The sequence below is a fragment of the Mycobacterium sp. UM_WGJ genome (genome assembly GCF_000455125.1).
Taxonomy (GTDB): Bacteria; Actinomycetota; Actinomycetes; order Mycobacteriales; family Mycobacteriaceae; genus Mycobacterium.
This window is the reverse complement of record NZ_AUWR01000010.1, coordinates 1-13,563: the sequence shown is the minus strand read 5'-3', so window position 1 is coordinate 13,563 and position 13,563 is coordinate 1. Positions and strand designations below refer to the sequence as shown.

Here is a 13,563-nt window from a genome sequence, read left to right as displayed (position 1 = left end):
GTTATCTTGACAAGCCCCGACACCACGCCGACGGCAACTCACAGGTGCGCGTCGATCCAGCCCACCACGTCGTCGAGCACCTGCGCGCGCTCTGGTTCGTTGAACACCTCGTGGTAGAGCCCCGGGTAGACGGTCAACCGCACATCGTTCGAACCGACGCACTGCACCAGCCGCGTGCTGCCCTCGGCGGGCACCAGACCGTCTTCGGCCCCATGTACCACCAGCAGCGGCACCGTCAGTGCCTGCGCCCGCGTCGGCATGGTCTCGCCGACCTTGATCAGCGCCCGTGCCACCCCGGCCGGTACTCGACCGTGGTGCACCAGGGGGTCCTCGTTGTAGGCGACCACCACTGCCGGGTCACGCGAGACCAGGGCACTGTCGAGTTTCTCCACCGGCAGGCTCGGCGCGACGGCCCCGACCGCCTTGGCGACGAACGCCAACCCCGGCGACACCGTGTCGGTCATCGCCACCGCGGGCCCGGACAGCACCATCAGCTGGTAGTCGTCGGGGCGGTCGACGCCGTAACTGAACACGATCGCCCCGCCCATGCTGTGGCCGAGCACCACGCGCGGCACTCCGGGGTATTCACGGGCAGCGATGCCCGACAGCGTGTGGAAGTCACCGGTGTACTCCCCGATGTCGCGGCACAGCACTCGCTTGCCGCCCGAGCGCCCGTGTCCGCGGTGGTCCAACGCGTACGTCACCAACCCCGCCGCACCGAACCGCTCTGCGACGTGGTCGTAGCGACGGGCGTGCTCACCGAAGCCGTGGGACAGCACCACCACGGCGCGTGGCGGTGCGTCCGGCGTCCACGTGTCGTAGACGATCGGAACGCCCCGCACTCCATCGAAGGTTCGCTCGGTGCGGGTCACAGCCATCAGGGCAGCGTAACGGGCAAAGAGTCCGCCCAGGTAACCTCGCCAGCCATGGGACGAGTCGAAGGCAAAGTTGCGCTGATCAGCGGCGGGGCGCGGGGCATGGGCGCGGCACACACCCGGGCGCTGGCCGCCGAGGGCGCCAGGATCGTGATCGCCGACGTACTGGAGGACGAGGGCAGCAAACTCGCCGATGAGCTGGGGGCCGACACCGCCCGGTTCGTCCGCCTCGACGTCACCCAGGCCGACCAATGGCAAGCGGCCGTGGGGACCGCGGTCGATGCTTTCGGCAGCCTCGACGTGTTGGTGAACAACGCCGGGATCGCCAAGTACAACACCATCGAGAACTTCGACGCCGCCGCCTGGCAGCAGGTTCTCGACGTCAACCTGACCGGAACCATGCTGGGCATGCATGCCGCCGTCGCTCCGATGAAGGCCGCCGGCGGCGGCTCCATCATCAACATCTCCTCGGTCGAGGGGATGCGTGGCACCGCCGGCCTGTACGGCTACGTCGCCTCGAAGTGGGGTGTGCGCGGCCTGGCCAAGGCCGCCGCGGTGGAGCTGGCGCCGCACAACATCCGGATCAACAGTGTGTTGCCCGGGCTGATCCGCACCCGGATGACCATCGCCATCCCCGATGACTCCCTGCAGATTCCGCTGGGCCGGGCCGCCAAGTCCGCGGAGGTGGCCACCGCGGTGGTTTTCCTGGCCTCCGACGAGTCCTCCTACATGACGGGGTCCGATCTGGTGATCGACGGAGGCCTGTCCGTGGGCATTCCTCACAAGACCAGCTAAGACAGTATCTTCCCAGGTAAGAGCACCCATCGGACCTGCTTCTGAAACGTGTTCTATGATGGCCGGTCATGAAGACCAAGGGCGCATTGTTGTGGGAGCTGAACTCGCCGTGGCGGGTCGACGAGATCGAGCTGGGCGACCCGGTTGAAGGCGAAGTCCAGGTCCGGATGCACGCCGCTGGGATGTGCCACTCCGATTACCACCTGACCACCGGAGCCACCCCGATGGCGCTACCGGCGCTGGGCGGCCACGAGGGCGCCGGCGTCATCACCAAGGTCGGCAAGGGTGTCACCGGCCTGGAAGAGGGCGACCACGTCGTGATGGCCTTCATCCCGGCCTGCGGCAACTGTCCGCCGTGCATGAAGGGCTTCCGCTCGCTGTGTGACCGCGGGGCGGTGCTGCTGGGCGGCAAGGCCATCGCCGACGGCACCAACCGGATCCACGCCGGTTCACACGAGGTCTCGGCGATGAACCTGCTCGGCACGTTCTCGCCCTACATGACCGTGCACCAGGACTCCGTGGTCAAGATCGACAAGGACGTGCCCTTCGAGACCGCGGCCATCATGGGCTGCGCGGTTCCGACCGGCTTCGGTTCGGCCACCAACGTCGCCGAGGTCAAGCCCGGCGAGACCGTGATCATCATCGGTGTCGGCGGTATCGGTATGAGCGCCCTGCAGGGTGCGGTGCTCGCCGGTGCACGTCGCGTCATCGCTATCGACCCGGTGCCCTTCAAGCGTGACCAGGCCGTCAAGTTCGGCGCCACCCACGTCTACCCGTCGATGGCCGAGGCGATCATGCCGGTCATGGAGGAGACCTGGGGCCTGATGGCCGACAAGGTGATCATCGCGGTCGGCGACATGAAGGGCGAGTACATCGAAGAGGCGATGATCCTGACCGCCAAGACCGGAACCTGCGTGGTCACCGGCATGGGCTCGATGGTCGACGCGGACGTCAAGCTGAACCTGTTCCTGTTCACCATGTTGCAGAAGACGTTGAAGGGCAACATCTTCGGCGGCGGCAGCTCGCACATCGAGACACCCAAGCTGGTGGGGCTGTACAAGTCCGGGTTGCTCAAGATCGACGAGATGATCACCACGACTTACAAGCTCGAGGACATCAACACCGGCTACCAGGACATGGTGGACGGCAAGAACATCCGCGGCGTCATCACCTACGACGAGTCGGACTGGTAAGCGGCTACTTCCTGTCCTGCGGCAGCCGGCAGCCGGTGTAGCCGGAGACCACCAGGTTGCCGCGGTAGCCGACTTTGATGAAAAGGCCGGTGGGACCGTAAAACCCGACGTCGTGATTGCCCGGCTGGTTCTGCATCACCTGAACCTCGGTGGCCTCCAGCTTGGCGGCCGCCGACTTGGCGACCTCTTCGAGCTTGACCCAGGTCTGCTCTGAGACCGCGACATCCCGGGCAACGGCGTCCGGCAGGAAGTAACGCTTACCGTCGGTTTGCTCGTATGGCCGCTCGCAATTTCCGCCATCACCCTCGTCCAGCGTCTCCCAGACGATGGATGGGATGAGTTGTCTTGCGGCAGAAGTTATTTCATTCATCGTATCGGCTACCTGCGTTCGGGTGTCCTCGAACGACGGCAACGACTTGAGCACGGCCAAGGCCTCGGCGGCGACGCTGGGCGGAGTGGGTTCATACGGTTGGGACACGTGACATCCTGCGGTTAGTGCGACGCTGGCCATGACAGCGAACAGGCATCGTCGCGGCTGGAGTGGGGACACTTGGTGAAACATCAATTTCCTCGAACCGCCTTGTCGCCCAGGCCGGCGAGGACCGCGGCGATGTTGTAGTTGGTCGTCCGGAGGCCCCCACCGTCGGGGAAGCGGGGGTAGTCACTGTGGCCGTGAGCCTCTTGCAGGGTGATGGTGCCACCGTGGCCGTCGGGCACCGTCGCGGCGCCGGTGTCCAGCCGGGTGAAGTCCGGGTTGGTCGCCGGATTCGGCCCGAAATCCCCGAACTCGTTGTTGAGGTAGGTACCCAGAATGGGAACGCCCTGGCCTATCGATCGCGCGTCATAGACCCACTGAATCGGGTCGTCCGGAGCTTCCATGGCGAACACCTGCCCGGGCTGCAGGTGTAGTTGCTGGGGCGTGGAGGCCTCGATACCCGGAGATCCGTAGAACAGCGCCCGCGATACCCCGTGATCGCCGGGCTCCTGCAATGCCAGCCCGGTGGTCAGCGACCCATAGGAGTGCCCGATCGCGGTGAGATCGGCGGGACCGCCGACGTGCGAGGCCTGGATCCCGTCATAGAAACGCGCCAGGTCGTGCGCGCCGGAGCGGGCGAGGTCGTCGTGGGTGACTCCCCAGATTCCGGCCAGCGATGCGGACTTGTCGTCGAACCCGGGCACCTGTGGGGGGTCGTACCCGATCCAGGCGATCGTCGAGACGGTATCGCTCTCGTGCCCCGGCTCGAACCGCAATTGCCGCAGCGCTTCCCGCCTGAGGTTGGTTGCTTCTTCGGTCATACTCCCGATGGCTCCGTGCACCGTCGTGTTCAGCCCCGGCGTCGTGACTGAGACATGGGTGGCCTTGTCCGGGTCACCGACGGCGATGGCCGCGCGGACCTGCGTGCCACTCTCGGTGTCCAGCAGCATCAACTTCCGGTCGGGACTGGCACTGACGGCGGAATCGACGGCCTTCAGGTCGTCCAGATACCGCGCGCCGTCCCTCGCCGCGTCGTACTGCCGCTGCCAATTCTCGTAGGCGACGCGGTCATCGAAGATCGCCCCCGGCTGGTTGGGGCGCGGAATGTTGTTGCCGGCAGCCCAGTCCGGATGCTGGTTGCGCAGCGCATCGGCCTGCGCGGCCGCGCCCTGGGCCCGGTTGAGTTCGTCGGCCAGGTGCAGCTTGTTGTAGTGGTCGTAGCCCAGATGATCCGGCGGATCGCACGGCATGCCCGGATGGTTGCCGATGTTGTGGTCGGAGTTATAGAGCCAGTCCTTCTGTCCGGGCGTCAGGCTGTTCCAGTAGTCATTGAACTGCTTGGGATCGTCGGGAACGGGTCCCGGTGGCGGCGCCGGCGCGTCCGCGTCGAATTCGTGCAGCTGCGCCTCAGGGTCGTAGCCGTCCCTGACCCGCAGATTCGTCAAGGCTTGTTGCAGGGTTTTGGAGTAGCCGTTGCGGATGACCGTGGCGTTGTGCAGCGCGGTCTCGGTGTCCTCCTCGGCCAACCGGCGGCACTGGGCGATGTCTGCGTCGTGGTCGTGGCCCTGACGCTCCTGTTCCAGGTACACGCCGATGCGGGCGTCGAGGACGATCAGGTTAGCGTTGAGCGCGGTGCTGTTGGCCAGCGAGGCGGCGCGGGCCTGGGCCAGGGCGGCGGCGATGGTCTCCAGGTCGGCGGCGATCTGGCCGAGCTGCTGATTGGTGGCGTGCAGGCCCTCTTTCACCCGCTGCACCTCGGCGCTGTTGTTGATCGGTTGCTCGCCGTTCTCCCTGTTGTACTGCTCGAAGTGCTGTTGGGCGGTGACAAACGTTTCCTCGGCCGTTGTCGCTGAGCCGGCGGCCGAGTGGAATGCCTGGGCCAGGAAGTTGATCTGGGTGGGGCTGCCGGCCTGCAGACTGTCGTCGACCGCCCACGGGTCACCGCCGGCCGCCGCGATGAGGCCGTCCACCTGGAGGTGCTGCAGGCTGGGACGGCTCACCCGACTGAGGCTAACCCGTCTCGACCAGCGGAACCAGCCGCTTTGGCGCGCTAACCTTGGAAGCCATGACCGGCCTGCTTGATGTGCGACGGGCTGATGACCGCGCGGCCACCCGCGCGCCCTGGCTGAATTCGCGGCATTCGTTCTCGTTCAACGATTACTACGACCCGGACAACACCCATCACGGGCTGCTGCTGGTCAACAACGATGACGTGGTGGAACCGGGTGCCGGCTTTGACACCCACCCCCACCGCGACGCGGAGATCGTCACCTGGGTGCTTTCCGGCGCGTTGAGTCATCGCGATTCGATCGGCAATACCGGCGTCATTCATCCCGGTCTGGCGCAACGGATGTCGGCGGGCACCGGCATTCTGCATTCGGAGAGGAACGAATCCGCCAGTGAGCCAGTGCATTTCATCCAGATGTGGATCATGCCGGATACTCCGGGGCGCACGCCGGGCTATCAGCAGCACGACATCGGTGCGGCACTGGCCGGCGGTGGGCTCATCACCGTCGCCTCGGGCAGTGACCCCGGGGCCGCGATCAGCATCGGCAATGCGGGTGCCACGCTCTACGCCGCGCGGCTGCAGCCCGGAGACCGGGTCGGGCTACCCGAGGCGCCGTATATCCACCTGTTCGTCGCGACCGGCCGTGTCGATCTGGAGGGCGCCGGTGCACTACACACCGGCGACGCGGTTCGCTGCACAGCCGGCGGGGGTCAACGCCTTACCGCGTCCGCGCAGTCGGAGATCCTTATCTGGGAGATGCACCGCGGGCTCGGCGGCTGATCACTGATCATAACCAATCTGCCACCGACGCAGCACAATTCGGTCACGCAGGTTGTCCCGGGGGTTTCGGTGGCTACCGTAGGAATTCGGTGCCTCCCCCAGTCCGGAGCCGAAGGGATGAACAGTGTCGACTCCAGTGGCTTTCGCGCGCCGGCTGGCGGCCGGCTGCTTCGCAATGCTGCTCTGCGCCATCCTGGCGATCGGCCCGGGCCAGCCGACCGCGCGTGCCGCCGCCCAAGACCAGTTGGCCGCCGCGATCGCGCGGACCCCGGGGTCCTACCTGGTGTACAACTTCGGCAGCGGGCACCCCACACCGATGCTCAACGCCGCCGGCGACTGGTATGAGATGTCCGGCGGTGGACATCTGGTGGTCCTCAAGTCGGCCTCGCAGCGCATCGAGCCGCACCTGCTGGTCGACAACCATAGCGGCCCCCAGGCCCGCTGTGAACGTGATCCGCGGGCCCGCACCAGCGAAGGGCTGATGCAGGCCTCCGAGCTCTACACCCCGCTGCAGGCCTGGCAGGCGCTGGGCCGGCCGACGGTGGCGATCAACGCCAACTTCTTCGACATCCGCGGCCAGCGAGGCGGGTCCTGGCGGACCACCAAGTGCAGTTCCCCGCTGGGCACCTACGTGGACAACACCCGCGGCAAGGGCCGGGCCAACGTCGCGGTCACCGGCACCGTGCCCTACGCCGGCAAGCAAGGACTGTCCGGCGGCAACGAGCACTGGTCGACACTTACCACGATGATCCTGCCGACTCGCGGCGCACCCTATGTGGTGTGGCCGCGTGGCGGCCGCGACGGCGGCGACTACGACTCGGCCGGGCCGACGGTCACCGGCCTGGTGGAACGCGGGGACCGATTCGTCGCGGTGAGCGGACTGGGACTGCTGGCCCCGGGCTTCACCGGGCAACTCAACGACGGCGGGCCGAGCGCGGCGCGAACCGCCGTGGGCTATTCACGAGCCAAAGACGAGCTGTACATCTTTCAGGGCGGCCACTACACCCCCGACAACATGCAGGACCTGTTCCGTGGCCTGGCCAGTGACCACGCCATCCTGCTCGACGGCGGTTCGTCCTCAGCGGTCGTGCTGCGCCGCGACGCCGGCGGCATGTGGACCGGCGCCGGGGTACCACGCGGGTCCTGCGACACCGCACAGGTACTGTGCGACGCACACGAACGCGCGCTGCCCAGCTGGCTCGGATTCAATTGACGGCGAAGGTCAGGCGTGACGCATTCGCTCAGGGCATCTCCACCTTGGCGGCCAGCCAACGGCCGTTCACCTTCTCCATGGTGATCACGATGCGGCTGCGGTCGATCTGCGCCTGGGGGGCGGTCTTGTTGCTCACCGCCTGATCGACGAACAGCAGCACCTCGACCTTGTTCTTGGTGGCGGACTTGACCGCCGAGTCGATCACGGTGCCGTGCGCGGACGCCTTGTTGTCGATCAGCAGTTGGCGCAGCTGTTCACTGGACGCGCTGTAGACGTCCTTGAACTCGCCGGTGGCCCCGTCGAGGATTTCGGCAAAGTTCTGGTCGATCGCGCCTGGGTCCACACTGGTGAGCACCAGGGTGTACTTCTCGGCGGCGTCCAGGGCCTGCGCGGCGGCCACCGTGCGCTGATGGTGTGCGAACAGCAGCCAGCCCTCGTAGGCCGCCCCGATCAGGCCCAGCGCCAGGACGGCCACGGCGATCCACCGCCGATTCGGCTTCAGGCCGCCGCTGCGTTCCGTGGGCCCGGCGGCGTCGTCCACGGTCTCAACGGCGACAGCATCCTCGGCGGACTCGTCGGACTCGGCGGACTCGGCGGACTCGGGCGCCGCAGTGTCGTCGACGGCCTCGGCCGCCGGTTCGACATGGTCGGCCGCCTGCTCGTCCTCACGGTCCGACACCTGAACTACCTCTCGTGGTCCGCTGCTGGAGGCCGTTCGGCCGCAACGCCTCCCGAACCTACCCCAACCCGCCCCTGCGGGTTCGTCCTTGGTGGCGGTGACCCACAACGCCCGGTTCCGCCGCGTTGGCAACCGCCGCTCAGGTGCAGGCCCTGGAATTCCGCAGGGCGTCGGCCCATCCCATCGCGGAGTCGATGTGGGGGCGCGTGAAGCCTGCCGGCTGTTTCTTGCGCATGCTGTCAGCGATGCGGGACAGCTGGAACAGCACGCCGGTCAGCTGTTCCCCGCCGTAGATCGGCGAGTAGGGACCGAAGTTGTCCGGGGTGTTGCGAATGGTCAGCGGCTGCAGTCGCGGTCCCAGGAAACCGGTCGCTCGGTCGATGTTGGCCACCACCGCTTCCGCCTGCGACTGCACACTCGGGTAGACGTCGCGGTGATCTGCAAGAGTACGGTTGAAGTCGTTGATCTGTCCTATCAGTGGGTCGAACTGCGCGTTGAACCACTGGCACGAATCCGACATGCCGCCGATCATCTCGGGCGTCACCTGATAGGTGAAGGTGCTGTAGGGCCAGATGTCCATGCGCGGAGACCAGTCGCTGGGTCCGGGGGTGAACCCGGGAAGCGTCGGCGGCGGTGCCGGATCGGCCACGGCGGAGCCTGGTGCCACCGCCCCGGCGACTGCCATCGCGCACGCGATCGTGGCAGCGATCTGTGTCCATCCTGCCCGCATCGACACCTTTCTGATTTCCTTCCACGCGTCGCGCCCGTCCCGGTCGAGTATCGCCATCGACGCCCGCACGTGGGCGGCAAAACCACGAAAACGCGTGCTACTGGCCAGTAACCCGGCCATAACCGGAGTCATGTTGCCTGAAGCGCCCCTGCCGAGGCATTGTGTCCGACATCATGTCCGGATGAAAGGTCGCGGCGAGACCCCATGAGCTCCTCCCCCACGTCCGCCATGCGTATCCTTTCTATCTACCCACCAGTTGGTCCGAGAAATTCCGAACCCTACCGCGGAGTAAGAACCGTGACTATGGTGGCCGCCATGGATCACCCGCCGCACCTGCGCCCGGCGGCCGACGGTGATCTCACGACCACGATCGGCGACCAATGACCACCCAGGACGACCGCGAACTCGCCGCCGAGCCATCGCTCGACGGTGTGGCAGCCATCCAGGACTGGACCACCGGTTATGTCAACCGCCACCCGCTGGCCTCGCTGACCACCGTCGGCGAACAGTGCGTGCTGGCGGTGCGCACCGTGCAGTACTTCTTCTCCGACCTGTTCAGCGGTCGATTCCAATGGGGCGAGTTCGTCCGGCAGAGCGCGTTTATGGCCAACACCGCGGTGCTGCCGACGGTCCTGGTGGCCTTGCCGATCGGAGTCACGCTCTCCATACAGTTCGCGCTGCTGGCCAACCAGGTCGGCGCCACCTCACTGGCCGGCGCGGCTGCCGGGCTGGCGGTCATCCGGCAGGCCGCCTCGTTGGTGGCGGCCATGCTGATGGCCGCCGCGGTCGGGTCGGCCATCACCGCCGACCTGGGCTCGCGAACCATGCGCGAGGAGACCGACGCCATGGAGGTGATGGGCGTCTCGGTGATCCGTCGACTGGTGGTCCCCCGCTTCGCCGCGGCCATCATGATCGGGGTAGCGCTGACCGGAATCACCTGTTTCGTAGGCTTTTTGGCCAGCTATCTGTTCAACGTGTATTTCCAGAAGGGCGCGCCCGGCAGCTTCGTGGCCACCTTCTCCTCGTTCGCCACCACCGGCGACATGCTCGTCGCACTGATCAAGGCCGTGATCTACGGCGCGATCGTCGCGGTGGTGTCCTGCCAGAAGGGCCTGTCCACCCGCGGTGGCCCGGCCGGCGTGGCGAACTCGGTCAACGCTTCGGTGGTCGAATCGATCCTGGTGCTGATGATCGTCAACGTCGGCATCAGCGAGCTCTACAACGTGCTCTACCCACGGACGGGGCTGTGAGATGACTGCCTCCTCCTATGTCCCGGCGTTCGCGCGCCCGTTGCTGCGCGTGTACCGGATAGCATCGGTGCCGACCATTCGTCTGGGACACATGCTGGTGTTCTTCGGCCGCGCCGCGGCCGGTGTTCCCACCGTGTTTCGGCACTACCGCAAGGAGTTTCTGCGGCTGCTCTCCGACATCGCTTGGGGCAACGGCTCCATCGTGGTGGGTGGGGGCACCGCCGGAGTGGCGATCGTCCTCGGCTTCACCGCCGGCGCACTGGTGGCGATCGAGGGCTACAACTTTCTGAACCTGCTGGGGCTCGGCCCGGCCACCGGCATCATCTCCTCACTGGTCAATACCCGTGAGCTGGCGCCGATCATGGCCTCGATGGCATTTGCGATGCAGGCCGGTTGCCGCTTCACCGCCCAGCTCGGTGCCATGCGCATCGCCGAGGAGATCGACGCCCTCGATTCGATCGCGATCCGGCCCATTCCGTTCCTGGTGACCACTCGACTGCTGGCCGCGACCATCGCGGTGATCCCGCTGTACGTGGCCTGTCTGGCCATCACCTATCTGACCTGCCAGGTGGTCACCGGCATCATCGGCGGCGGCTCGGTCGGTCCGTACATGCACTACTTCACCATGATGCTGAGCGGCAAAGACATCGTCTACTCCGTGCTCAAGTGCGTGGTGTTCGTGTGGCTGGCCTCCACCGTGCAGTGCTACTACGGCTTCTACGCCTCCGGTGGTCCCGAAGGGGTCGGGGTGGCCGCGGGACGGGCCATGCGCGCCAGCATCACGATCGTCATCATGGTCAACATGCTGCTGACCATGGCGCTGTGGAGCATCGATGCCGGCGCAAGGTTCGGTGGCTGACATGAGCAATTCGCTGGACACCGACGGCCGCGGCCCGTCCGAAAATCAGCTGCTGGGTGCGGGAATCGCGGTCTTGCTGGTGATCGCGATGGCCACCGCGGGCCTGCTGGCCAAGTCCACCGGCATGCTCAACGCCTATGTGCGGGTGATCGCCGACCTGATCAACGTCGGCGACGGACTGCCCGCCCAGTCCGACGTCAAGTACCACGGACTGCTGGTCGGCAGCGTCACCGACGTGATCCCGGCCGCCTACGGCAAGCCCAACTACGTCCACATCAACCTCAAACCCGGCTACGCCAAAGACATTCCGATTTCGGTGACGGCCCGAGTAGTGCCGTCCAACGTCTTCGCGGTCTCGTCGATTCAGCTGGTCGATTCCGGCACCGGCGGCCCCACCATCCGCGACGGCAGCCACATCGCCGAGAACGGCGAACTGTCGACGGTGATCTTCCAGACCACGGTGTCCAAGCTGCGCGACATCCTGGCCGCCACCGGTCGCGGCCGCGAAGACCACAGCCTGGGCATCCTTGCGGCGGTCGGGGCGGCCACCGACAATCGGCGGGTCAAGCTGCTCAACACGGGTGCGCAGATGTCGCGCCTGCTCGATCAGCTCAACAGCATCGTCGCCACCGAGCCCGGCCCGTCGACGGTCTCGGCCCTGGTCGACGCCACCCACGGCCTGCAGGCAAGCGCTCCCGAGCTGGTCGACGCACTGCACCAGGCGGTCGAACCGATGCGAGCGTTCGCCCAGAAGCGTGCCGAGTTGGCGTCGTTGGTCTCGGGCGGCCAGCACACCGTCGGTGTGGCCCGGGAAGCCCTCGACAACCACATCGACCAGCTGATCCAGATCACCCACGACCTGACGCCCGTCATCGGCGTGCTGGCCAACAACGCCGATAAGTTCGTCCCGATCTTCACTCGGGTCAACCGGCTCTCCGACAAGTTCTTCGACCAGCTCTACGACCCCAAGTTGATCACCCGGAACATGCGGGCCAACCTGTCCTTCACCCCGCTGCACACCTACACCCGGGCGGACTGTCCGCAGTACGGCGAAGTGAAGGGACCCAGCTGCTACACGGCGCCGATGATCTCGGTGCGGCCCGAGCTTCCCGAGACACTGCTGCCGCAGAACTATCATTTCCCCGCCGGCCTCGAGCCGCCGGCCGGCACCGAGATCGGCCCCGACGGTAACCTGCGCGCCGTCGGGCCGCCCCTGGTGAACCCGAATCGCAGCCTGGAGGACACCAACCCGCCGCTGCCGTGGTGGACCGGGCCCTTCCCGCGGGTTCCCAGCAACGCCGACCCGCTTGACCCTGCTCCCCCGCCACCGCCCGGCCCGCCGATCCCGGCCCAGCCCCATGCACCGGAGTGGCAGCCGGCAGCGCCGGCGTCCTTCGGCGGCAACGTAGGACCTGTCGGGAGCCAGGCCGAGCGCAATCAGCTCGGTCTGATCTTCGGACCCATCACCGGCCGAAGCGAGCCGGCATCGGTGGCGACGCAGCTGCTGCTCGGCCCGGTCGCGCGGGGCAACGCCGTCTCTTGGGCCTCGCCCGGCCCCGGCAAAACGGGAGGCCGTAAGTGACATTCCGCGGACCGCTGATCGGCCTGTCTCTCTTCATGGTCGTGTCGACGGTGCTGACCTGGCTGGTCTATGCCACCCTGCGCCGCGATGTGGCCGGCTCCACGACGCCGTACGCAGCCGTGTTCACCGACGTGTACGGGTTGCGCGAGGGCGACGACGTCCGGATGGCCGGCGTCCGGGTCGGCCGGGTCGAGAAGGTCGCGCTGGACGGGAAGCTCGCGAAGGTCTCGTTCATCGTCCAAAGCGACCAGAAGCTGTACGGCAACACCGTCGCGTCGGTGACCTACCAGAACATCATCGGCCAGCGTTATCTCGGACTGTCGCTGGGGACTCTCGGGAGCACCGAACAATTGCCCCGCGGCAGCGTGATCGGTGTGGAGCACACCGAACCGTCCTTCGACGTCGGCGCCCTGCTCAACGGCTTCAAGCCGCTGATGTCGCTGCTGGACCCCAAACAGGCCGACGATCTGACCAAGGGTGTGCTGGAGTCACTGTCGGGCGACCAGGCGTCGATCGCCGCGCTGGTGGACCAGTCGTCGACCCTCACCTCGACGCTGGCCGGGCGCGACGAGGTGCTGGGGGACCTCATCACCAGCCTGAACCGGCTTACCGGCACCATCGCCGGGCAGAACGACCAGCTGGATCACGCCCTGACCCAGGCCCGCCGCGCGGTCACCGACCTGGATTCACGGCGGCCGGCGTTGCAGTCCTCGGTCGGTTCCCTGGCCCAGACGACGCGACAGCTCGCACGGATCGCCGACGAGGTCTTCCCGTCCCTGGAAGAGATGATCAACCGGGAACCCGGTTTCACCAAGCACATGGCCGGCATCGAACCGCAGCTGGCGTTCACCGGTGCCAACCTGCCGCTGCTGCTCAAGGGCCTGGGCCGCGCATTCGGAGACGGTGCCTACGGCAACGCCTATCTGTGTGACCTGAACGCCACGGGATTCTTCCCCGGCTTCAACGACGTCACGACGATCATCGTCAACGCTGCCACCCCCGGCAACGCGCGCCCGATCACCCGGGAGAACCTGGCATGGCACTCTCCCCGATGCAGGAACACCGTCGATGGATAGCGCCATGACGATGCAGAGCGAAGCGATGAAGAGGAATGGCGCCATGGG

General features: G+C 66.7%; 13 protein-coding genes. 8 read left to right on the top strand and 5 right to left on the bottom strand.

What is annotated here, in order from left to right; translation table 11 throughout:
• Positions 1-38: 38 nt before the first annotated feature.
• Positions 39-878, bottom strand: coding sequence for an alpha/beta hydrolase (locus tag N416_RS0104450; protein WP_024440927.1), 840 nt, complete (start codon positions 876-878; stop codon positions 39-41).
• A 48-nt stretch (positions 879-926) separates the two neighbouring features.
• On the opposite strand from N416_RS0104450, the gene N416_RS0104445 reads away from it, so the two are divergent.
• On the top strand, positions 927-1,670 hold the full coding sequence (locus tag N416_RS0104445; RefSeq protein ID WP_024440926.1) for a glucose 1-dehydrogenase: 744 nt from the start codon (positions 927-929) through the stop codon (positions 1,668-1,670).
• Between the two features lie 68 nt (positions 1,671-1,738).
• Positions 1,739-2,863, top strand: coding sequence for an NDMA-dependent alcohol dehydrogenase (locus tag N416_RS0104440; RefSeq protein ID WP_024440925.1), 1,125 nt, complete (start codon positions 1,739-1,741; stop codon positions 2,861-2,863).
• A 4-nt stretch (positions 2,864-2,867) separates the two neighbouring features.
• Here the strand turns inward: N416_RS0104440 and N416_RS0104435 are convergent, their stop codons facing one another.
• Positions 2,868-3,341, bottom strand: coding sequence for an LppA family lipoprotein (locus tag N416_RS0104435; protein WP_024440924.1), 474 nt, complete (start codon positions 3,339-3,341; stop codon positions 2,868-2,870).
• Between the two features lie 83 nt (positions 3,342-3,424).
• On the bottom strand, positions 3,425-5,338 hold the full coding sequence (locus tag N416_RS0104430) for an alpha/beta hydrolase (RefSeq protein ID WP_024440923.1): 1,914 nt from the start codon (positions 5,336-5,338) through the stop codon (positions 3,425-3,427).
• A 65-nt stretch (positions 5,339-5,403) separates the two neighbouring features.
• Here N416_RS0104430 and N416_RS0104425 point away from each other — a divergent pair, with 65 nt between their 5' ends.
• Together N416_RS0104425 and N416_RS0104420 are read left to right on the top strand one after the other, a co-directional pair.
• A complete protein-coding gene (locus tag N416_RS0104425; protein WP_024440922.1) occupies positions 5,404-6,126 on the top strand; it encodes a pirin-like bicupin family protein in 723 nt (240 codons plus the stop codon).
• A 175-nt stretch (positions 6,127-6,301) separates the two neighbouring features.
• Positions 6,302-7,339: a phosphodiester glycosidase family protein gene (locus N416_RS0104420; RefSeq protein ID WP_081654451.1), complete on the top strand. Its 1,038-nt coding sequence runs from the start codon at positions 6,302-6,304 to the stop codon at positions 7,337-7,339.
• Positions 7,340-7,367: 28 nt separating this feature from the next.
• Here N416_RS0104420 and N416_RS0104415 read toward each other — a convergent pair whose 3' ends face one another.
• Both N416_RS0104415 and N416_RS0104410 read right to left on the bottom strand, forming a co-directional pair.
• The gene (locus tag N416_RS0104415; protein WP_024440920.1) at positions 7,368-8,018 is read right to left on the bottom strand and encodes a hypothetical protein; all 651 of its coding nucleotides are present in this window, start codon (positions 8,016-8,018) and stop codon (positions 7,368-7,370) included.
• Between the two features lie 139 nt (positions 8,019-8,157).
• Positions 8,158-8,748 carry a hypothetical protein gene (locus N416_RS0104410; RefSeq protein WP_024440919.1) on the bottom strand — a complete coding sequence of 197 codons (591 nt, stop codon included), beginning with the start codon at positions 8,746-8,748 and terminating at the stop codon, positions 8,158-8,160.
• Between the two features lie 380 nt (positions 8,749-9,128).
• Between N416_RS0104410 and N416_RS0104400 the strand changes: the two genes are divergently transcribed.
• From N416_RS0104400 to N416_RS0104385, 4 genes are read left to right on the top strand one after another with little or no spacing between them, the layout of a single operon-like run.
• Positions 9,129-9,998 carry an ABC transporter permease gene (locus N416_RS0104400; protein ID WP_024440918.1) on the top strand — a complete coding sequence of 290 codons (870 nt, stop codon included), beginning with the start codon at positions 9,129-9,131 and terminating at the stop codon, positions 9,996-9,998.
• Between the two features lies 1 nt (position 9,999).
• The gene (locus N416_RS0104395; RefSeq protein ID WP_024440917.1) at positions 10,000-10,857 is read left to right on the top strand and encodes an ABC transporter permease; all 858 of its coding nucleotides are present in this window, start codon (positions 10,000-10,002) and stop codon (positions 10,855-10,857) included.
• A gap of 1 nt (position 10,858) precedes the next feature.
• Complete coding sequence (locus N416_RS0104390) at positions 10,859-12,439, top strand: MlaD family protein (RefSeq protein WP_024440916.1); 1,581 nt, start codon at positions 10,859-10,861, stop codon at positions 12,437-12,439.
• Positions 12,436-13,515 (top strand): MCE family protein, encoded by a 1,080-nt coding sequence (locus tag N416_RS0104385; RefSeq protein WP_024440915.1) that lies wholly within the window; start codon positions 12,436-12,438, stop codon positions 13,513-13,515. Before N416_RS0104390 ends, N416_RS0104385 begins: the two co-directional genes overlap by 4 nt.
• Positions 13,516-13,563 lie beyond the last annotated feature (48 nt).

Excerpts from the sequence above, each read along its gene's own strand:
- N416_RS0104450 (WP_024440927.1), bottom strand. The coding sequence starts at position 878 with ATGGCTGTGACCCGCACCGAGCGAACCTTCGATGGAGTGCGGGGCGTT.
- N416_RS0104445 (WP_024440926.1), top strand. The coding sequence starts at position 927 with ATGGGACGAGTCGAAGGCAAAGTTGCGCTGATCAGCGGCGGGGCGCGG.
- N416_RS0104440 (WP_024440925.1), top strand. The coding sequence starts at position 1,739 with ATGAAGACCAAGGGCGCATTGTTGTGGGAGCTGAACTCGCCGTGGCGG.
- N416_RS0104425 (WP_024440922.1), top strand. The coding sequence starts at position 5,404 with ATGACCGGCCTGCTTGATGTGCGACGGGCTGATGACCGCGCGGCCACC.
- N416_RS0104420 (WP_081654451.1), top strand. The coding sequence starts at position 6,302 with ATGCTGCTCTGCGCCATCCTGGCGATCGGCCCGGGCCAGCCGACCGCG.
- N416_RS0104410 (WP_024440919.1), bottom strand. The coding sequence starts at position 8,748 with ATGCGGGCAGGATGGACACAGATCGCTGCCACGATCGCGTGCGCGATG.
- N416_RS0104400 (WP_024440918.1), top strand. The coding sequence starts at position 9,129 with ATGACCACCCAGGACGACCGCGAACTCGCCGCCGAGCCATCGCTCGAC.
- N416_RS0104395 (WP_024440917.1), top strand. The coding sequence starts at position 10,000 with ATGACTGCCTCCTCCTATGTCCCGGCGTTCGCGCGCCCGTTGCTGCGC.
- N416_RS0104390 (WP_024440916.1), top strand. The coding sequence starts at position 10,859 with ATGAGCAATTCGCTGGACACCGACGGCCGCGGCCCGTCCGAAAATCAG.